The following is a 20,527-nucleotide window of genomic DNA, read 5'->3' on the forward strand; positions in this document are numbered from 1 at the left end:
CGAGGTGATCGAGATGGGTCATAGAGTAAATCGTGTTGGGGAACAAATGAAGAAAGAACTCGGCGATATCATCAGCCGCAAGATCAAGGACCCCCGCATCGGATTCGTAACAGTTACGGATGTACAAGTTACTGGCGATCTACAGCAGGCAAAGGTATATATATCTGTTTTAGGTGACGAGGAACAGAGAGAAAATACTTTAAAAGGATTAGCGAAGGCAAAAGGTTTCATTAGGACCGAAATTGGCCAGAGAATCCGCCTTAGAAAAACGCCTGAACTGATATTCGAATTTGACGAAACGATGGCATACGGCAACAGAATTAATTCCCTCATTCATGAGCTGCAAAGAGAAGAGCAAGCTGATGAAGAAAAGGAAGAAAAAGAATGATTAACTTTGCCAGCTAAATCAGGCAAATCTTCAAACATTAAAAGAGATGGATAGACACCTTGTCTATCCATTTTTTTGAATAAAGAAAGGTTAGCAGGTATTTCATGTAAAGGACGATAAACATGAGGATACCACCATATACGAAAATTACATAACAACAACGAATACAGGAGGGATGAGCATGGAGGGAATTCTGCCTCTTTTTAAACCGGCGGGTATGACATCACATGATTGTGTCTTTAAGCTAAGGAAGCTGTTAAAGACCAAAAAGGTAGGCCATACTGGAACGCTTGACCCGGATGTAACTGGTGTCTTGCCAATATGTGTAGGCAGGGCTACAAAGGTTGCTGAGTACATCACGGACGCAGGTAAAGCCTATGAGGGTGAAGTGTCACTTGGCTATACAACAACAACAGAGGATGCCTCTGGAGAAAAAATAGAGGAAAAAGCTGTTGACCGGATCATCTCAAGAAGCGAAATCGAAGCAGCTTTGCAATCCTTCATTGGTCAAATAGAACAGACTCCGCCAATGTACTCTGCGGTAAAAGTGAATGGAAAGAAACTTTATGAATATGCAAGGCAAGGAATTGAAGTTGAACGCCCTGCCAGGAAGGTAACAATCTACAGCATTAAGCTTCTTGATGACAGAGACGAGTTTAAGGGTGAAGAAGTAAGCTTTAAATTCCGGGTTTCCTGCAGCAAAGGTACATATATCAGGACACTGGCTGTCATGATTGGCGAAAAGCTTGGCTATCCTGCGCATATGTCTTCATTAATAAGAATTCAATCCGCAGAGTTTACAATAGAGGATTGTTTCACATTCGAACAGCTTGAAACAATGGTTGAAGAGGGAAGCGTTCAAAAAGCTTTACATCCTTTGGAGGCGGGTATTTCTTATTTGCCGAAATATCGCATAAATGATACAGTAGCAGAGAAAGTGAAAAACGGTGCATTGCTCGAGATTCCGCAAAATTTGGCGGAAACTGATGGTACAATTGTGGTTGAAACAGAAAGCGGATTAGCGCTTGCGATATACCGGAAGCATCCAACCAAAATTGGGCTAATGAAGCCGGATAAAGTATTAAGAAATGATCAGTTAGGATAATTACGATTTTCTATTACGGTTTGGCCATTATTAAGAGCATCTGGGTCAGAAAAGGTGAGTAAAAACGTGGAATTGATTAAGCTAAATCATCCTCATGGATTAGAAAAGCAGGAGTTTCCCGCCATGGCAATGGCACTTGGTTACTTTGACGGTGTCCATCTAGGACATCAGAAAGTAATTAAGGAAGCAAAAAGAATGGCAGGTGAAAGAGGGTTAAAAAGTGCTGTTATGACCTTTGATCCCCATCCATCTGTTGTTCTTGGGAAGAGTGTCCAGCATATAGAATACATTACACCTATTGAAGAAAAAGCCCGAGTTATTGAGCATCTTGGTGTGGACTATTTATTTGTCATTCATTTTACAGCCGAATTCTCTAGTCTGCTTCCACAGGAATTTATCGATCAGTATATTATTGATTTGAATGTCCAGCATGTCGTAGCTGGATTTGATTATTCCTATGGCAAAATGGGCAAAGGTACGATGGAGACACTTCAATTCCATTCGCGGAACAAGTTTGAATTCACAGTAGTTTCCAAGTTGGCAAGAGCAAATGATGAAAAGATCAGTTCGACACTGATCCGAAGCTTGCTAAGGGATGGGAAAGTGGATTCTATGCCAGATCTGCTGGGAAGGTTTTACAAAACACAAGGCATAGTCATTAACGGTGAAAAACGAGGACGGACAATAGGTTTTCCAACAGCAAATGTTCAAATGGATGACCAATACATCCTTCCGCCAACTGGGGTATATGCGGTAAGAATCCAGATTGAAGGTGTATGGTACGAAGGTGTCTGCAATGTAGGATATAAGCCTACATTCCACCGTGAAAAGAAGGAAAAGCCATCTGTTGAGGTCCATATTTTTAATTTCAACGAAGAAATCTATGGGAAAACTGCACATGTTGAATGGCATTTGCGTCTTCGAAGTGAACGGAAGTTCGACGGTATTGAACAGCTCGTATCCCAAATAGATAAAGATAAGCAGGAAGCCATTATCTACTTTGAAAAAAACAAGGGTTAGACTTGCTTTTTGTCGTAAAAAGATGTATTCTTATTAACGTATCAAAAAAGAACCTTTGCTTGGCAAGTCGAGTCACCGACGCTTGCTCGGTAACAGGGGATTATAATTCAGGAGGTGAACACGGATGGCAATCACAAAAGCACGTAAAAACGAACTTATCAACGAATTCAAGGTTCACGAAAGTGACACTGGATCTCCAGAAGTTCAAATCGCTGTCCTTACTGCAGAAATCAACACATTGAACGATCACTTACGCGTTCACAAAAAGGACCACCACTCACGTCGCGGTCTTTTGAAAATGGTAGGTAAGCGTCGTAATCTTTTGACTTACCTTCGTAACAAAGACGTTTCTCGTTACCGCGATTTAATCAACAAGCTAGGTCTACGTAGATAGTCTGTCAAAGCGGGATTTATCCCGCTTTTTTATTAGGAAAAATTTTGGAAGATACATAACAAACTCATGATATTAAGCGCTGTTAATTAGCGCATACTATAACATAAAAGTTATTTAAGCAAGCTTTAATTATGTCTTGCATTGAAAAGTTTATTTTTAATGATTTTGGATATTTGTTAATAAGACAGGCATAGGTGCTGTTTTAAATAATTCCCAGGCTTCAGTCCTGGATGGATTTTATGGTAGAGAGGGGCTTAAAAGCATGGAACAACAAAAACAAAGTTTCTCCTTTGACTGGGCAGGGCGCAAGCTTACAGTCGAAATCGGACAGCTTGCTAAGCAGGCAAATGGCGCAGTGCTTGTCCGTTATGGCGACACAGCAGTTCTAAGTACAGCAACTGCATCAAAAGAACCAAAGAACTTAGATTTCTTCCCGCTTACAGTCAATTATGAAGAAAGATTATATGCTGTAGGGAAAATCCCAGGTGGTTTTATTAAGCGTGAAGGACGTCCAAGTGAAAAGGCGATTCTAGCAAGCCGTTTGATCGACCGTCCAATCAGACCATTATTCGCGGATGGATTCCGTAATGATGTCCAGGTTATCAGTATTGTAATGAGTGTGGATCAGAACTGCTCATCTGAAATGGCAGCAATGTTTGGTTCATCCCTTGCGCTTTGTGTATCGGATATCCCGTTTGAAGGACCAATTGCAGGTGTTACAGTTGGACGAGTAGATGGTAAATTCATCATTAATCCATCTGTTGAAGAAACTGAAAAGAGCGATATGCACTTAGTTGTTGCTGGTACAATGGATGCAATCAACATGGTTGAAGCTGGTGCTGAAGAAGTTCCTGAAGAAGTCATGCTTGAAGCAATCATGTTCGGCCATGATGAAATTAAGCGTTTAATTGCGTTCCAACAGGAAATCGTAGCACAGGTTGGTAAAGCGAAAAGAGAAATCACTCTTTATGAGCTCAACAAAGAACTAGAAGCTGAGGTTCGCGGGATTTGTGAACAAGACATGCTTGCTGCCATCCAGGTTCAAGAAAAGCATGCACGCGAAGACGCAATCAAAGAAGTTAAAAATGCAGTTGTTGCTCGTTACGAAGAGCAGGAAGTTGACGCAGACCAGATGAAAATGGTTAAGCAAATACTTGATAAAATCGTCAAAGGCGAAGTTCGCCGATTGATCACTGAAGATAAAGTCCGTCCAGATGGACGTAAATTAGAGGAAATCCGCCCGCTTTCATCTGAGGTTGGATTGCTTCCTAGAACTCACGGTTCAGGATTGTTCACAAGAGGACAGACACAGGCTTTGAGCATCTGTACGCTTGGAGCAATGGGTGATGTACAAATCCTTGATGGACTTGGAATCGAAGAAGAAAAACGTTTTATGCACCACTATAACTTCCCGTTATTCTCCGTTGGGGAAACTGGACCAATCCGTGGACCTGGTCGCCGTGAAATCGGTCATGGAGCATTAGGTGAAAGAGCTCTTGAACCAGTTATTCCAAATGAAAAAGATTTCCCTTATACTGTCCGTCTAGTTTCAGAAGTTTTGGAATCAAACGGTTCAACTTCACAGGCTAGTATTTGTGCTAGTACATTAGCTTTAATGGATGCTGGTGTGCCAATTAAGGCGCCAGTAGCTGGTATTGCAATGGGTCTTATTAAATCAGGAGAGCATTATTCAATCCTGACAGATATCCAGGGTATGGAAGATCATCTTGGTGATATGGACTTCAAAGTAGCAGGTACTTCTAAGGGTGTTACGGCACTGCAGATGGATATCAAGATTGATGGCTTATCCCGCCAGATTCTTGAGGAAGCATTGCAGCAAGCGAAAATTGGCCGTATGCAAATTCTTGATTCAATGCTTGCAACGATTCAAGAACCACGTGAACAGCTTTCTAAATATGCGCCTAAAATCATTTCAATGTGGATCAAGCCAGATAAAATCCGTGATGTTATTGGGCCAAGCGGAAAACAGATCAATAAAATCATTGAAGAAACTGGCGTGAAAATCGATATCGAACAAGATGGTACGGTATTTATCGGATCAGTTGATGAAGAAATGATTCAAAAGGCTAAGAAAATCATCGAAGACATCGTCCGCGAAGTAGAAGTCGGAGAGATGTACCTTGGTAAAGTTCGCCGCATCGAAAAATTTGGTGCTTTCGTTGAGCTCTTCCCAGGTAAAGATGGACTTGTTCACATTTCCGAACTAGCTGAAGAGCGAGTTGGAAAAGTGGAGGATATCTTAAAGCTTGGGGATGAAATCCTTGTTAAGGTAACAGAAATTGATAAACAAGGAAGAGTAAACCTTTCACGTAAAGCAGTTTTAAAAGAGCAGCGTGAAAAAGCTGAAAAGGAATAATAGATGAAAAAGGCCAGGGCCAGCCCTGGCCTTTTTATATGTATTTTCTTATCTGGGGCCATACCTTTCGTTCTACCTTGTCCTCCCGTTTCATATTTTTTAATAAAAGGGAGGCATAGAACATGAGAAAGATTGCGTTGATTTCTGTCTTGTTAATTGGTGCGTGGATTTCTGTGAGCAATCCATATTCCAATACATATGTAGCTAGTCTAAAAACGGAAGTTGTGCCTGTTGTCGGACATGAAAATTCCTTGATGAAGGAAATTGAACTAAAAGCGAAGGAATACGAGGTTGAGCCCTCGAATGCCAGGAAGGATCCAGTATGGAGAGGCATTCCTGGCTACAATGGATTAAAAGTTAATACTGAGGAATCCTATAAAAAAATGAAAAAGGACGGCAAGTTTAACCCAGATAAGCTTGTTTATGAGCAAGTATCGCCAGATGTCCATTTAAACGATCTTCCGCCAATGGCCATTTATAAAGGTCACCCCGAAAAACCAATGGTCAGTTTCATCATTAATGTTGCGTGGGGAAATGAATATTTATCAGGTATGCTTGCCACGCTGAAAAAATATAACGTATCAGCCAGTTTCTTTCTCGAGGGTCGCTGGGTTAAAAATAACCCTGGAATGGCTAAAATGATTGCCGAGGCTGGACACGAAATAGGCAATCATTCCTTTACCCATCCAAATATGAAGGAACTTTCTGCTCCTGAAATTAATGAAGAAATCAAAAAAACCAATGATGTAATAGAGGCTGTAACAGGGGTACAAACAAAGTGGTTTGCTCCCCCAAGCGGATCTTATAAGGAAGAAGTAGTCCAAATTGCAGCTGCGCATAAGTTAGGTACTGTAATGTGGAGCGTTGATACAATCGACTGGCAAAAACCCACACCTGAAAAATTGATCAACAGGGTGATGGGGAAGGTCCATAATGGTGCTTTAATATTGATGCATCCAACCGAATCTACAGCAGCTTCTCTTGAACAGCTAATCATTCAAATAAAGGCCCAAGATATGCAAATTGGAACAGTTTCAGATATGTTGAGTGAAAATAGGGTTATGGCAAAAAAAATGAAAGAATAGCTTTGTATTTGGAAAAAGTAAGATAAATGAACTATACTTATTAAATGCAGTATTTTTAGCAGCAGGTTCCAGAGGAGGAATATAATTGATTAAGAAATATACATGCCAAAACGGTGTAAGAATCGTCCTTGAACAAATCCCTACTGTTCGTTCTGTCGCGATTGGAGTTTGGATCGGAACAGGATCACGTAATGAGAATCCAGAGAATAACGGAATCTCACATTTCCTTGAGCATATGTTCTTTAAGGGAACGAAGACAAGATCGGCAAGGGAGATAGCGGAATCCTTCGACAGCATAGGCGGACAGGTGAACGCATTCACTTCAAAAGAATATACTTGCTATTATGCAAAGGTTCTGGACAATCATGCACCATTTGCATTAGAAGTTTTAGCTGACATGTTCTTCAATTCCACTTTTGTTGCTGAAGAATTGAATAAAGAGAAAAACGTTGTAAATGAAGAGATTAAAATGTATGAAGATACACCTGATGATATCGTACATGATTTGCTCAGCAAGGCGATTTACAACGAGCATCCACTGGGATATCCGATATTAGGAACAGAGGAAACGCTCCAAACATTTACGGGTGAAAAATTGGAACAGTATATGCATGAAACCTATACACCTGAAAATGTCGTCATTTCGATCGCAGGGAATGTTCCAGAAGCCTTCATCAAGAATGCAGAGGAATTCTTTGGCTCTTATGAGGCTAGCAAAGAACAAATTGAACATGTAAGGCCAGAATTCCATGCAAATAAAATTTCACGCAAAAAAGAAACGGAACAGGCTCACCTTTGCCTTGGGTTTGAAGGATTGCAAATCGGCCATAAGGATGTATACAGTCTGATTGTCTTGAACAATGTCCTTGGAGGCAGCATGAGCAGCCGTTTGTTCCAGGATGTTCGTGAACAGCGCGGCCTTGCCTATTCAGTATTCTCCTACCATTCAGCTTATCTTGACAGCGGGATTGTAACGATTTATGGAGGCACAGGAGCTAAACAGCTCGATGTATTATACGAGACGATTCAAGAGACGCTTTCTAAACTGACCGCTGATGGCATTACCGAAAAAGAGCTTAACAACAGCAAAGAACAGCTTAAAGGCAGCTTGATGCTCAGCCTGGAAAGCACAAACAGCCGGATGAGCAGAAACGGTAAAAATGAGCTTTTGCTTGGCAGACACAGATCCCTTGACGAAATTGTTGAACAAATTGACCAGGTGACTAAGGATAGCGTGGATAGCATGGGTAAAAGTATCTTTACCGATAACTATTCCGTTGCCCTTATCAGCCCGGATGGCGAATTGCCAAAAGTATAATTCGTACAGCAGCTTCCTTGTGAAGCTGCTGTTTTTAATATTGGCTATAATCATTGCCTTTTTATTTACTTGGGTATTCTAAATCAGCTCATTTCTCGATACATATATAGTAAGGACAAAGATTCGGGAGGGCAAAATGAAATTAAGTGAACTTGGCGGAAAGGAAATTGTCGATGTAAAAAGAGCCGAAAGATTGGGAATCCTCGGGCAGACAGATTTGGAGATCAATGAAAGAACAGGGCAGATTGAGGCATTGATTATTCCATCGCTAAAGTGGTTCGGATTGCGTAAGCATGGCGGAGAAGTCAGGGTGCCATGGAAGCATATAAAAAAGATTGGGGCCGACATGATTATTATTGATATACCAGATGAAGAAGAATGAAAGCCAGCTGCCATGCTGGCTTATTTTTTTTGCACTTTTAAATTAGTCTGTTGATTTCCACCACGGAAGCTTTTCTTTTTAGTGGAAAACTCACCTATTTCTAGGTAGATACATATGATGTTGAAGTAGTTCTAAATGATTGATATTTATTCCAGGATTAATGGAAAAGAAGGTGATTGTTCTCATGCTGACAGGGATGCAAATCGCGGTTATTGGCGGTGATGCGAGACAGCTGGAGATTATTCGCAAGCTGACAGAGCTTGATGCAAAGCTTTCTTTAATAGGCTTCGAGCAGTTGGATCATGCTTTTACAGGTGCCTCAAAAGAAAAGATAGATGAAGTGGATTTTTCAGTACAGGATGCTTTAGTTTTGCCAGTTCCAGGAACGAGTCTGGATGGGCAGGTCGAGACCATATTCTCGAATGAAAAAGTAGTGCTTATAAAAGAAATGCTTGAACGTACTCCGGCACATTGCACGGTTTATTCAGGCATAAGCAATGCGTATTTAACTGGTATTACGAAACAGGCCAACCGCAAACTCGTACAGCTGTTTGAACGTGATGATGTGGCGATCTATAACTCTATTCCGACAGTGGAAGGCACGATCATGATGGCCATCCAGCATACAGACTTCACGATTCACGGATCTAAGGTTGCTGTCCTCGGTCTAGGCCGAGTCGGTATGAGTGTTGCGCGTACATTTCATGCACTTGGTGCAAAAGTGAAGGTTGGAGCGCGAAAAAGCGAACATATCGCAAGGATTGCGGAAATGGGACTTGAGCCTTTCCAACTATCTGATCTAGGCAGTGCAGTAAGGGATACAGACATTTGCATCAATACGATACCGCATTTAATCGTAAACGCTTCTGTGATTTCAAGGATGCCAGCTCATACTTTGATCATTGACCTTGCATCTAAACCAGGTGGAACGGATTTTCGCTATGCAGAAAAGCGGGGAATTAAGGCATTGCTTGCTCCTGGTTTGCCAGGAATCGTAGCACCGAAGACGGCTGGACAAATTTTAGCAAACGTTCTTTCTCAGCTGCTTATGGAAGACTTTAATGACCGAAAGGAGAAAGAAGCATGAGTTTACAAGGAAAGAAGATCGGATTTGGATTAACTGGATCCCACTGCACGTATGATGCAGTATTCCCGGAAATCGAAAAACTGGTGAATGCAGGAGCGGAAGTGTTGCCAGTCGTTACATTCACCGTGCAAAATACAGAAACACGTTTCGGCAAGGGGGAAGACTGGGTACACCGTATTGAAGAACTGACAGGGAATAAAGTAATCGATTCAATTGTAAAAGCGGAGCCACTTGGCCCTAAAATTCCGCTGGATTGCATGGTGATTGCGCCTTTGACAGGAAATTCAATGAGCAAATTTGCGAATGCAATGACAGATTCACCTGTTCTGATGGCAGCTAAAGCTACACTCAGAAATGGCATGCCTGTAGTGCTTGGCATCTCCACCAATGACGCTTTAGGGCTGAATGGTGTTAATCTGATGAGACTAATGGCAACAAAAAATATTTTCTTCATTCCATTTGGTCAGGATGATCCTGTCAAGAAACCAAATTCAATGGTAGCAAGGATGGGAATGCTTTCTGAAACAATCATTTCGGCAATAAATGGGAGCCAGCTGCAGCCAGTACTTGTTGAGCGCTACAAGGATAGTTAAATATGGTAACGCTTTTCTCCGGCAGTGAAGCAAAATGTTTCTTTCCTTAATGATTGATTATGATAAAATATAGGATAATAAACAAGGCGGTTATTTCGTATGAACCGCCGTTTTATACTTATATTACCAACAGCCCGGCACCAGCCGGATTAAAAACACAATATTTGTAGTGGAAGGGGAAACAGCAATGTCAGAGAGAAAAGGTTACAGAGTAGCAGTGGTTGGAGCAACAGGAGCAGTCGGTCAGCAAATGATCCAGACATTGGAGAACCGTGATTTTCCTGTGTCAGAACTTTTATTACTGTCATCATCAAGATCAGCTGGTACAAAGGTTACTTATAAAGGGGAAGAAGTGACAGTCCAGGAAGCAAAGCCTGAAAGCTTTGAAGGGATAGATATCGCTCTTTTCAGTGCTGGAGGAAGTGTATCCAAGGCATTGGCACCAGAAGCTGTTAAGCGTGGTGCTATAGTAGTCGACAACACTAGTGCTTTCCGTATGGATGAGAATATCCCGCTTGTAGTGCCAGAAGTAAATGAATCAGACTTGCATTCCCATAATGGAATCATTGCAAATCCAAACTGCTCGACAATCCAGATGGTTGTTGCTTTAGAACCTTTACGCCAGAACTTTGGCCTTGAAAAAATCATCGTCTCTACGTACCAGGCTGTATCTGGTGCTGGAGCAGCTGCAGTACAGGAGCTTGAAGAACAGACTCAGGCAATTCTTAATGGGGACCAATATGAACCGAAAATCCTGCCAGTAAAGTCTGCAGGAAAGCATTATCAAATTGCCTTCAATGCCATCCCACAGATTGATAATTTTGTGGATAATGGTTTCACATATGAAGAAATGAAAATGATCAACGAAACAAAGAAAATCATGCACATGCCGGACCTTCAAGTGGCTGCAACCTGTGTACGCCTGCCGGTTGGCACTGGCCATTCGGAATCTGTATATTTTGAACTGAGCCAAAAGGGTGTATCGGCTGCCCAGGTAAAAGAATTATTAGCAGATGCACCAGGAGTCGTCCTGCAGGATGATCCTGAACAGCAGGTATATCCAATGCCAGCTTTCTGTGTAGGAAAAAATGATGTATTCGTAGGCCGAATCAGGAAAGACCTTGATAATGATGCAGGTTTCCATATGTGGGTCGTTTCCGATAACCTGCTAAAAGGTGCAGCATGGAACTCAGTACAAATTGCTGAGAGCCTGATAAAGCTAGGGATTGTAAAATAAGTAAAATCTAACCGAATTAATGACAGAAACTCTTGAGGTGTTACGATGAAAATAATCGTTCAAAAATTTGGCGGTACTTCTGTGCGTGATAAAGAAAGTCGAAGTCATGCTATGAGCCATATTAAAAAGGCGATTTCAGAAGGGTATAAAGCAGTTGTCGTAGTATCCGCGATGGGAAGGAAAGGCGATCCTTACGCAACGGATACACTTTTAAGCATGATTGGAGGAAATAACAGTTTGATCAGCAAGCGGGAGCATGACCTGCTACTCTCTTGCGGAGAAACGATTTCCAGTGTGGTTTTTTCCAATATGCTTCTGGAAAACGGAATCAGTGCCACCGCCCTTACTGGATCCCAGGCAGGGTTTAGGACAAACAACGAGCATACGAATGCCAGAATCCTAGACATGAAGTGCGATCGGCTGCTCCGCGAACTGGAACAGGTGGATGCAGTTGTTGTCGCAGGTTTCCAGGGCGCAGCTAAAAATGGTGACATCACTACGATTGGCAGGGGCGGCAGTGATACGTCCGCTGCTGCGTTAGGTGCAGCATTGAATGCCGATTGGATTGATATATTTACGGATGTAGAAGGAATCATGACTGCTGATCCGAGGATTGCTGAAAATGCTAGACCTCTATCCGTTGTCACGTATAATGAAGTCTGCAATATGGCATACCAGGGTGCAAAGGTCATCCATCCCCGTGCAGTGGAGATTGCCATGCAAGCCAAAGTTCCAATCAGGATCAGATCAACTTATTCTGAAAGTCCCGGTACACTTGTGACGTCTTTAAATCGTGAAAATAAAGGTACCGATATCAAAGAGCGCCCGGTAACTGGAATTGCACATGTTTCCAATGTAAGCCAGATTAAGGTGTTTGCGAAAAAAGATCAATACAATCTCCAATCTGAAGTTTTCAAAGCCATGGCTAATGAAAACATCAGTGTCGATTTTATCAATATTTCACCAAATGGCGTCGTATACACAGTTTCTGATGAAATGACCAGCCGTGCAGCAAAGGTGCTTGAGGGGTTGGGGCATACTCCACAGATTGAAAGAAACTGTGCGAAAGTTTCAGTTGTTGGTGCGGGTATGGCAGGTGTGCCTGGTGTAACTTCGAAAATAGTTACTGCCCTTTCTGAAAAAGGAATCCGCATCCTGCAGTCTGCAGATAGCCATACAACGATTTGGGTGCTCGTGAAGCAAGATGATCTCAGCAAGGCTGTAAATGCTTTGCATGATGCATTCCAGCTTGATGAGGAAAAAGCAGAATTTGAGCGTCATGATATTTAAAGTGATTATCTTGTTTTTACTGCCGGAGGCTGAGAATGTGCCCTCCGGTAGTAGAAGCCTGAGAGAAGAGGAGTGAACAGAATGGTTCAATTCGGAAGAATATCTACAGCAATGGTAACCCCATTTGACCATAAGGGGCACATTGATTTCGCAAAAACGACACAGCTAGTAAACCATTTGATTGATAATGGAACTGATTCCCTTGTAATAGCTGGTACAACAGGTGAATCTCCAACGCTTTCCAAAGAGGAAAAGGTCGCTCTATTTCAGCATGTAGTAAAAGTTGTTGATAAGCGAATACCTGTCATTGCAGGAACGGGGAGCAACAATACTTACGCTACAATTGAATTGACAAAAAAAGCTGAACAGCTTGGTGTCGACGCCATCATGATTGTTGCGCCATACTATAATAAGCCAAACCAGGAAGGTTTATATCAGCATTTTAAAGCTGCTGCTGAAGCGACATCTCTTCCTGTCATGGTTTACAACATTCCGGGAAGATCCGTAGTAAATATTCATCCTGAAACAATTATCAAACTGGCCGAGATTCCGAATATAGTAGCGGTTAAGGAAGCCAGTGGTGATTTGAATGCCATGACGAAAATCATTGCTGAGACACCAGATGATTTCCTTCTTTACAGCGGCGATGACGGTCTCACTCTGCCTGTCCTTGCTATTGGCGGAGCAGGAATCGTGTCTGTTGCTTCACATGTAATTGGAAATGAAATGCAAGCAATGGTAGATGCGTTCTTGAGTGGAAGGAATGCTGATGCAGCAAAACTTCACCAGCGCCTTCTGCCAATCATGCAGGGACTCTTTGCAGCCCCAAGCCCGGGCCCGGTAAAAACGGCATTGCAGCTAAAAGGGCTGGATGTTGGCTCAGTAAGATTGCCAATGGTGCCACTGACTGAACAGGAACGAAGTGCAGTTGCAAAATTATTCTCATAATGATTGATTTTCGGACCAACCTATAAGGTTGGTCCGTTTGTATTTATAGTATTATTCTCCTAAAACTTCTTATCTCCTAAATGTGTTTCTTGGGAATGAAATGTGAAGTGAAAATATATAATTTCCCTAAATAGGATAGTCCAAGAATATTTGGTGATGGAAATATAGCATTTTTAAAATTGTTCTTGTAAGCTCCCCAAGACAACTCGCTGCGTAAATTCCGATTTGAGGTGTTCACGTAAGTTCCCCCAAGACAACTCGAAGCGTTAATTTCGAATTGAGTTGTTGTCGTAAGCTTCCCCAGGACAACTCGTAGCGTTAATTTCGAATTGAGTTGTTCTCGTAAGCTTCCCCAAGACAACTCGAAGCGTTAATTTCGAATTGAGTTGTTCTCGTAAGCTTCCCCAAGACAACTCGAAGCCTTATTTCGAATTGAGGTGTTCTCGTAAGCTTCCCCAAGACAACCCGAAGCGTTAATTTCGAATTGAGTTGTTCTCGTAAGTTTCCCCAAGACAACTCGAATCGTTGATTACGATTTAAGTTGTTATCGAAAGTTTTCCCAAGACAACTCGCAGCGTTATTTTCGATTGAGTGGAAAGCTTCTGCAATATACAAAACAGTCTAATTAAGCTTATGTGCAGCCTGCTCAGCCTCTGGAGAATAAAGTTGTAAAGATTTTCTTGCATCAAGTATAATGATTTTAATTGGTAAGGGTCGGCACAAATAACGTAGGAGGAGCGTAAATTTGAATACGAATAAAAATGAGAATATTAAAATCATCGCACTTGGTGGCGTGGGGGAAATCGGTAAAAATATGTATGTCACCGAAGTGGACGGAGACATATTTGTAGTAGACGCTGGGCTGATGTTCCCTGAGGATGAAATGCTTGGAATTGATATTGTCATTCCCGATTTCGCCTATTTAACAGCAAACAAAGAAAGAGTAAAAGGCATTTTCCTTACTCATGGACACGAAGATCATATGGGGGCATTGACGTATGTTCTTCGGAAGATGAATGTACCTGTTTTTGGCACAAAACTTACGCTTGCACTTGCAAGAGAAAAGATGAGAGAACAGGAGTATTCCGGCGCAGTTGACTTCAGGGAAATTAACTCTGAAACGATGCTCGACTTCGGCACGGTAACGGTTTCTTTCTTCAAAACAAATCACAGTATCCCTGATTCTGTCGGGATAAGCATCAATACATCAGAAGGATCAATCGTACATACTGGTGATTTTAAATTCGACCAGGCAGCTACTGCTCTATATAAGCCTGAAATTGGTAAAATGGCCACAATCGGGGAGAAAGGTGTGTTATGCCTTTTATCAGATAGTACAGATGCTGAAAAACCAGGATATACACCATCGGAAGCAACTGTGGTTGAGGAATTATCAAATGTGTTTTATAACGCTCAGGGCAGGATCATTGCAGCATGCTTTGCCTCTGATATCAACAGGATCCAGCATCTTTTTGACAGCGCCAAGAATAATGGGCGAAAAGTGGCGGTTGTCGGCAAAAGTCTGAAAAGAGTTTATGATATAACACTTGAACTAGGTTACTTAAGTGTTGCGGATGATTTAATCATCCCAATTACAGAAATTAATAATTATCCCGATAATGAAATCGTCATCGTAACTACCGGCAGTCAGGGCGAGCCAATTGAGGCCCTGCAAAAAATGGCTAAACAAGGTCATCCTCAGGTTAATATTCAGGAAGGGGATACTGTCTTGATCGCTGCTTCACCGCTAAAGGGAAGCGAGGTTTTTATTTATAAAACCATTGATATGCTTTTCCGTGCAGGGGCCTCAGTAGTTTCAGGCAAAAGAAGTGTTCAGGTTTCCAGCCATGGCAGCCAGGAAGAATTAAAATTCATGATCAACCTTATGAACCCGAAATTTTTCATTCCTGTCCATGGAGAATACAAAATGCTGAAGGCACACAAAAAGGTTGCGATGGCCAGTGGAATTCCAGAGAAAAATATTTATATACCAGAGCGTGGAGATGTTATCGAAATTGTTGGAGGCAAGATACGTTCCACAGAACGTGTCCCGGCGGGAAACACACTGATTGATGGAATTGGTGTAGGGGATGTCGGCAATATCGTCCTACGTGATCGCAGGCTTCTTTCGCAGGATGGGGTTTTAATCGTCGTAGTCACTCTGAACAAAGCTGGTAGAAAAATTGCTGCCGGACCAGAAATTATTTCACGAGGGTTTGTTTATGTTCGCGAATCAGAAAAGCTTATGGCTGATTCATCAACCCTCGTTCGGGAAATCGTTGAAAAGAACCTTTCCAGGGAATCTTTTGATTGGAACAGCATAAAACAAGACATCCGTGATTCTCTAAACCACTATTTATTCGATAAAACAAAACGCCGCCCGATGATCATGCCAATCATAATGGAAGTGAAATAAAGAATAGAAAGCACTGGTTTTCCAAACTCAGCTTGTCCACTAAGATACAGGTCACAGCTCGGTTATTAAAAACCTATTGCCTGGAACGGAAATCAACAGACCTGTTATACTTCCCACACAAGATCAAAAAACCTTAGACATGCTCGCTTTAATCGTGTTTGTCTATAGTGTCTGAGCACTGGTTTTCCCAGTGCTTTCTTTATTTGCTAAGTATATGCTGGGAAGGCTTGGGTGCTGTTGAATTTATTATAAAAGATAATTAGTAATATTAGTCCCATCAATCTGTGGTCACATACTGCCATACTGTACCGAATGAAAAAGCGCATGATGTTCATACTAACACTATCATGCCTGAAGGGAGCAGTAATGGATGGAAAAGGAAATGAATATCATTAACTCTGTTAACCAGGAAGGCCAGGATCCACAGAAGGAAGATAAACCATCTGGCCTGTTAGAAAAAATCCAGCAGCTAGGCCAAACGAATGTGCCCCAGTTGTCACAGGATTCAAAAATACATTGCCTGACGATTGTTGGTCAAATTGAGGGGCATATGCAGCTTCCGCCTCATAATAAAACAACAAAGTATGAACACCTGATTCCTCAGATTGTTGCAATCGAACAAAATCCTAATATTGAAGGCTTGCTAGTTATTTTAAATACAGTTGGGGGTGATGTTGAAGCTGGCCTGGCTATATCTGAGATGCTTGCTTCTCTTTCAAAACCGACTGTTTCATTGGTCCTGGGCGGAGGGCATTCCATTGGTGTGCCAATCGCGGTATCATGTGATTATTCCTTTATCGCGGAAACCGCAACAATGACAATTCATCCGATCCGTCTTACCGGTCTAGTCATTGGCGTTCCGCAGACCTTTGAATATCTGGACAAAATGCAGGAGCGAGTGGTTAACTTTGTTACGAAGCATTCCAATATTACTGAGGAAACATTTAAAGATTTAATGTTTGCTAAGGGAAATCTGACGAGGGACATTGGAACAAATGTCATCGGCAATGATGCTGTCCAATCGGGCTTGATTCACGCAGTCGGAGGTATCGGGCAGGCGATGAAGAAACTGAACGAGCTAATAGACTTAAACAAACAAAAGAATGAAGTGATTGTGCAATGATCCTTTATACGATGATGCCTCATGAGCAGGTATTTCCGCCATCTGAGAAAGAACAGGCTAACCAAATCTTGATAACCTATAATGGCATACCGGTAATGGCTGAATGGACGGAAAACCATGAATATCGAGTGATACGTGTGATGAGCACGGATCCGAACCATTTTATGGACCCAGGCTGCATGCCAGGATCGAAAATTTCACTTTCTTAGTCCAAAGGATTGTCCCAGTTAAACTGGCAAATATGATATAATATGGATACACTCAGCATTAGCAGCCGATTATGGCTGCTTTTCTTCTTAATGAAGTTTGAGAAAAGGTATGAATGATTATGCTGTTAGTGAAGCTATAAATATAAGGTGATAAAATGGCAAAAAAGAAAAGACGGCAATCCAGAAAGAAAAATAATCCTTTAAAAACGACTGTTCAATATGAGCTTGCCGGGTTAGCACTGCTTGCGCTGTCCATCATTGCGATGGCTGATCTTGGTGCTGTTGGAAGGGCGACCGTCATGTTTTTTCGCTTTTTTTCCGGGGAATGGTTTATGCTTAATCTGATAGGACTTGTAGTCTTCAGCATTTATATAATGTGGAAACGAAGTCTTCCATTTATCTTTCATACAAAGTTAATTGGTACATATTTGATTGTAAGTGCAATATTGTTATTAAGTCATGTCACGTTGTTTGAATTATTATCAAATGGCGGTAAGTTCGAGAATCCGAGTGTCATAAAAAATACCTTTGATTTATTTGTCATGGAAGCGAAAGGTGAAACAAGTACAACGGATCTAGGCGGCGGAATGATTGGCGCGATCATGTTCGCGTTGTTTTATTATTTATTCGATGCAGCTGGATCCCAGCTTGTTGCATTTGTGTTAATCATCATTGGAACTGTTCTTGTTACTGGTAAAACCTTCGGCGAGGCAGCAGGGAAAATCTTTTTGCCAATAGGCCGGTTTGTTAAGGACCAGTGGAATTCATTTATTGAGGACCTTAAACAATGGAAAGAGAACCAACAGCAGAAGAGCGCGACTAGGCGAGAAGAACGCCAAACACAAAGAACAAACAGCCGTCAGGTGCCTGTCACTAAAGAACCTGTGAACCGTACAGTTGAATTAGCTGAAGAACCGGCAGCGCCTGAACCAATTATTTCTAGTTTTGCCGAACGTGCATATGCAAGTCCGGAGGCTAACCAGCAGCCTGCTAATTCTGAAAAGCCTAAAAAGGATAATCAGAATGATGGTGAAGAGCTGCAGCAGCCAATCACTTTTACCGAAGTTGAAAATACTGCTTATGAGCTGCCGCCATTAAGTATTTTAAAGCTTCCAAATAAAACAGATCAAAGTGGAGAATACGAATTAATTCATGCAAATGCAGCTAAGCTTGAAAGGACTTTTCAGAGTTTCGGTGTAAAAGCAAGGGTTACACAGGTTCATCTTGGACCGGCTGTTACTAAGTATGAAGTACATCCAGATGTAGGGGTTAAAGTCAGCAGAATCGTAAGCTTGAATGATGACCTTGCACTTGCTCTGGCAGCCAAGGATATCCGGATTGAAGCGCCAATTCCAGGGAAATCGGCTATAGGGATTGAAGTCCCAAATTCTGAAGTAGCAATGGTTTCATTAAGAGAAGTAATCGACTCGAAGCAGCATAATAAGCCAGGATCAAAGCTGCAGATCGGATTAGGCAGAGATATCACGGGCGAAGCGGTACTGGCAGAGTTAAATAAAATGCCCCATTTACTAGTAGCCGGTGCAACGGGAAGCGGTAAAAGTGTCTGTATCAATGGAATTATCACAAGCATTCTCATGAGGGCAAAACCACACGAGGTAAAGCTGATGATGATTGACCCAAAAATGGTTGAATTGAATGTCTACAATGGAGTTCCGCATTTATTGGCACCTGTTGTTACAGATGCGAAGAAAGCCTCTCAGGCACTTAAGAAAGTTGTCAACGAAATGGAAAGGCGCTATGAACTCTTCTCACATACGGGTACTAGAAATATAGAAGGCTATAACGAATATATTAAAAGATACAACAGTGAAGAAGAGGCTAACCAGCCATTGTTACCTTTTATCGTCGTCATCGTAGATGAGCTTGCTGATTTAATGATGGTAGCATCTTCTGATGTAGAAGATTCAATCACACGTTTGGCACAAATGGCCCGTGCAGCAGGAATCCATCTGATCATCGCGACCCAGCGTCCGTCTGTCGATGTCATAACTGGTGTCATCAAAGCCAATATTCCTTCGAGGATTGCTTTTGCTGTATCTTCCATGACTGATTCCCGTACCATACTTGATATGGGCGGTGCAGAGAAGCTTCTAGGCAGAGGGGATATGCTGTTCCTGCCTGTTGGAGCTTCGAAGCCTGTAAGGGTACAAGGAGCATTCCTGTCAGATGAAGAGGTGGAAGAAGTCGTCAACTATGTAATAGGACAGCAGAAGGCGCAGTATCAAGAGGAAATGATTCCTGAGGATATTCCTGAAAACACATCTGAAGTGGAAGATGATTTATATGGTGATGCAGTCGACCTTGTTGTCGAGATGCAAACCGCATCAGTCTCCATGCTGCAGAGAAGGTTTAGGATTGGTTATTCCAGAGCGGCCAGGCTGATCGATGAAATGGAGCTGCGAGGAGTAGTGGGTCCTTACGAGGGAAGTAAACCAAGGAATGTGCTTGTTGCAAAGTCTGAAGAAGCATAAGCTGAAAACGAATCACAAGTGGAAAAAGCCGGACAAGCAAGTCCGGCTTTTTATATTCGTGTAGTACATTCTTATCAGAGGCATATAATAATGTCATACTATTAAAAACGCTTACAAAATATAATTATACCAAAAATATAGGCTTTTGGTACCGGAAAAAAAGGCATTTCTGTTTATCATAGCTTTTTTCGACAAAATGTTGAAACTCTATTTATTTATGTGAAAAAAAGTGTTATAGTATTTTCGATTAGTAGGAATGCTATACATCAGATGTCTGATGTCTTTGAGCAAAAAGGTTGGAGGAAGCCTCATGTCGATCAAGTCAGATAACCGGCACCTGTATTTACAAGTAATTGATCACCTGAAGCAAGATATTCAAAAGGGTGTTTATAAAGAAAGAGAAAAATTACCCTCAGAATTTGATCTTGCTAAACAGCTTGGAGTAAGCAGGGCAACACTCCGCGAAGCTTTGCGTATTCTTGAAGAAGAAAACGTTATTATCCGCAGACATGGAGTAGGAACCTTTGTGAATGCCAAACCGCTGTTTTCATCAGGTATCGAACAGCTTAACAGTGTGACGGCGATGATTGAGCAGGCTGGAATGACGCCTGGTACAATCTTCTTAAACTCAACGACTACAGGACCTACCGAAGAGGATATCCGCCGTTTCTCATGTTCGATGGATGACGAAATCACTTTGATTGAAAGGGTGCGGACTGCCAATGGGGAACCTGTTGTCTATTGCTTAGACAAAATTCCCGAGAAAATCCTGCCAGGCGATTTCTCTCATGAAGATGAATCATTACTTCATCTGCTCGAGATTAAATCGAACAGGAAAGTTACATACGCAGTTGCCCAGATTGAGCCAATTGGCTATCATGAGAAGATTTCGCCCATTCTTGAATGTGACCCTGAAACTGCCCTGCTCGTTTTGAAGCAGATGCATTTCGATGAAAACGACGTGCCGATCCTATATTCGGTCAACTATTTTAAAGCCGATAAGTTCAGTTTTCATGTCCTTAGAAAAAGAGTTTAATTTTTTTAAGGAAATGAAAACGCTAAC

The 20,527-nt window shown here is 41.9% G+C and carries 18 protein-coding genes; all 18 read left to right on the forward strand.

The annotated features are described in order from the left end of the window. Positions 1-13 precede the first annotated feature (13 nt). The 18 genes from rbfA (at position 14) to AABM38_RS09070 (ending at position 20,500) form a co-directional block, all read left to right on the forward strand. Positions 14-388: a 30S ribosome-binding factor RbfA gene (gene rbfA, locus AABM38_RS08985; protein ID WP_207498393.1), complete on the forward strand. Its 375-nt coding sequence runs from the start codon at positions 14-16 to the stop codon at positions 386-388. A gap of 181 nt (positions 389-569) precedes the next feature. After that, positions 570-1,493 (forward strand): tRNA pseudouridine(55) synthase TruB, encoded by a 924-nt coding sequence (truB, locus tag AABM38_RS08990; protein ID WP_423410062.1) that lies wholly within the window; start codon positions 570-572, stop codon positions 1,491-1,493. A 66-nt stretch (positions 1,494-1,559) separates the two neighbouring features. Then, positions 1,560-2,513: a bifunctional riboflavin kinase/FAD synthetase gene (ribF, locus tag AABM38_RS08995; protein WP_423410063.1), complete on the forward strand. Its 954-nt coding sequence runs from the start codon at positions 1,560-1,562 to the stop codon at positions 2,511-2,513. Between the two features lie 124 nt (positions 2,514-2,637). Beyond that, positions 2,638-2,907: a 30S ribosomal protein S15 gene (gene rpsO, locus AABM38_RS09000; protein ID WP_207498390.1), complete on the forward strand. Its 270-nt coding sequence runs from the start codon at positions 2,638-2,640 to the stop codon at positions 2,905-2,907. A gap of 262 nt (positions 2,908-3,169) precedes the next feature. Beyond that, a complete protein-coding gene (gene pnp / locus AABM38_RS09005; protein WP_423410064.1) occupies positions 3,170-5,284 on the forward strand; it encodes a polyribonucleotide nucleotidyltransferase in 2,115 nt (704 codons plus the stop codon). Positions 5,285-5,406: 122 nt separating this feature from the next. Next, positions 5,407-6,369, forward strand: a complete 963-nt coding sequence (locus AABM38_RS09010; protein ID WP_423410065.1) for a polysaccharide deacetylase family protein — start codon at positions 5,407-5,409, stop codon at positions 6,367-6,369. Positions 6,370-6,454: 85 nt separating this feature from the next. Then, positions 6,455-7,687, forward strand: coding sequence for a M16 family metallopeptidase (locus AABM38_RS09015; RefSeq protein ID WP_423410066.1), 1,233 nt, complete (start codon positions 6,455-6,457; stop codon positions 7,685-7,687). Positions 7,688-7,823: 136 nt separating this feature from the next. Then, entirely contained in the window at positions 7,824-8,069 is a 246-nt protein-coding gene (locus AABM38_RS09020) for a YlmC/YmxH family sporulation protein (RefSeq protein ID WP_335374936.1), read from the forward strand. Positions 8,070-8,253: 184 nt separating this feature from the next. After that, positions 8,254-9,156 carry a dipicolinic acid synthetase subunit A gene (gene dpaA, locus AABM38_RS09025; RefSeq protein ID WP_335374935.1) on the forward strand — a complete coding sequence of 301 codons (903 nt, stop codon included), beginning with the start codon at positions 8,254-8,256 and terminating at the stop codon, positions 9,154-9,156. After that, positions 9,153-9,749: a dipicolinate synthase subunit B gene (gene dpaB, locus AABM38_RS09030; RefSeq protein ID WP_423410067.1), complete on the forward strand. Its 597-nt coding sequence runs from the start codon at positions 9,153-9,155 to the stop codon at positions 9,747-9,749. Before dpaA ends, dpaB begins: the two co-directional genes overlap by 4 nt. A 187-nt stretch (positions 9,750-9,936) precedes the next feature. Continuing rightward, positions 9,937-10,986, forward strand: a complete 1,050-nt coding sequence (asd, locus tag AABM38_RS09035; RefSeq protein WP_423410068.1) for an aspartate-semialdehyde dehydrogenase — start codon at positions 9,937-9,939, stop codon at positions 10,984-10,986. 45 nt (positions 10,987-11,031) lie between these two features. Next, positions 11,032-12,276: an aspartate kinase gene (dapG, locus tag AABM38_RS09040; protein WP_423410069.1), complete on the forward strand. Its 1,245-nt coding sequence runs from the start codon at positions 11,032-11,034 to the stop codon at positions 12,274-12,276. Positions 12,277-12,357: 81 nt separating this feature from the next. Continuing rightward, positions 12,358-13,224, forward strand: coding sequence for a 4-hydroxy-tetrahydrodipicolinate synthase (gene dapA, locus AABM38_RS09045; RefSeq protein ID WP_423410070.1), 867 nt, complete (start codon positions 12,358-12,360; stop codon positions 13,222-13,224). 745 nt (positions 13,225-13,969) lie between these two features. Further along, complete coding sequence (locus AABM38_RS09050) at positions 13,970-15,640, forward strand: ribonuclease J (RefSeq protein ID WP_423410071.1); 1,671 nt, start codon at positions 13,970-13,972, stop codon at positions 15,638-15,640. Between the two features lie 370 nt (positions 15,641-16,010). Beyond that, on the forward strand, positions 16,011-16,763 hold the full coding sequence (locus tag AABM38_RS09055; RefSeq protein ID WP_423410072.1) for a ClpP family protease: 753 nt from the start codon (positions 16,011-16,013) through the stop codon (positions 16,761-16,763). Continuing rightward, complete coding sequence (locus AABM38_RS09060; protein WP_423410073.1) at positions 16,760-16,972, forward strand: YlzJ-like family protein; 213 nt, start codon at positions 16,760-16,762, stop codon at positions 16,970-16,972. The genes AABM38_RS09055 and AABM38_RS09060 overlap by 4 nt, the downstream gene beginning before the upstream one ends. A gap of 155 nt (positions 16,973-17,127) precedes the next feature. Further along, entirely contained in the window at positions 17,128-19,464 is a 2,337-nt protein-coding gene (locus tag AABM38_RS09065) for a DNA translocase FtsK (RefSeq protein ID WP_423410074.1), read from the forward strand. 310 nt (positions 19,465-19,774) lie between these two features. Then, positions 19,775-20,500, forward strand: a complete 726-nt coding sequence (locus tag AABM38_RS09070) for a GntR family transcriptional regulator (RefSeq protein WP_335374926.1) — start codon at positions 19,775-19,777, stop codon at positions 20,498-20,500. Positions 20,501-20,527 lie beyond the last annotated feature (27 nt).

The sequence above is a fragment of the Heyndrickxia sp. MSNUG genome (assembly GCF_049532715.1).
GTDB lineage: Bacteria > Bacillota > Bacilli > Bacillales > Cytobacillaceae > Mesobacillus.

Coding starts and splice junctions, on each gene's coding strand:
- rbfA (WP_207498393.1), top strand. CDS start 14: ATGGGTCATAGAGTAAATCGTGTTGGGGAACAAATGAAGAAAGAACTC.
- truB (WP_423410062.1), top strand. CDS start 570: ATGGAGGGAATTCTGCCTCTTTTTAAACCGGCGGGTATGACATCACAT.
- rpsO (WP_207498390.1), top strand. CDS start 2,638: ATGGCAATCACAAAAGCACGTAAAAACGAACTTATCAACGAATTCAAG.
- pnp (WP_423410064.1), top strand. CDS start 3,170: ATGGAACAACAAAAACAAAGTTTCTCCTTTGACTGGGCAGGGCGCAAG.
- AABM38_RS09010 (WP_423410065.1), top strand. CDS start 5,407: ATGAGAAAGATTGCGTTGATTTCTGTCTTGTTAATTGGTGCGTGGATT.
- AABM38_RS09020 (WP_335374936.1), top strand. CDS start 7,824: ATGAAATTAAGTGAACTTGGCGGAAAGGAAATTGTCGATGTAAAAAGA.
- dpaA (WP_335374935.1), top strand. CDS start 8,254: ATGCTGACAGGGATGCAAATCGCGGTTATTGGCGGTGATGCGAGACAG.
- dpaB (WP_423410067.1), top strand. CDS start 9,153: ATGAGTTTACAAGGAAAGAAGATCGGATTTGGATTAACTGGATCCCAC.
- asd (WP_423410068.1), top strand. CDS start 9,937: ATGTCAGAGAGAAAAGGTTACAGAGTAGCAGTGGTTGGAGCAACAGGA.
- dapG (WP_423410069.1), top strand. CDS start 11,032: ATGAAAATAATCGTTCAAAAATTTGGCGGTACTTCTGTGCGTGATAAA.
- dapA (WP_423410070.1), top strand. CDS start 12,358: ATGGTTCAATTCGGAAGAATATCTACAGCAATGGTAACCCCATTTGAC.
- AABM38_RS09055 (WP_423410072.1), top strand. CDS start 16,011: ATGGAAAAGGAAATGAATATCATTAACTCTGTTAACCAGGAAGGCCAG.
- AABM38_RS09060 (WP_423410073.1), top strand. CDS start 16,760: ATGATCCTTTATACGATGATGCCTCATGAGCAGGTATTTCCGCCATCT.
- AABM38_RS09065 (WP_423410074.1), top strand. CDS start 17,128: ATGGCAAAAAAGAAAAGACGGCAATCCAGAAAGAAAAATAATCCTTTA.
- AABM38_RS09070 (WP_335374926.1), top strand. CDS start 19,775: ATGTCGATCAAGTCAGATAACCGGCACCTGTATTTACAAGTAATTGAT.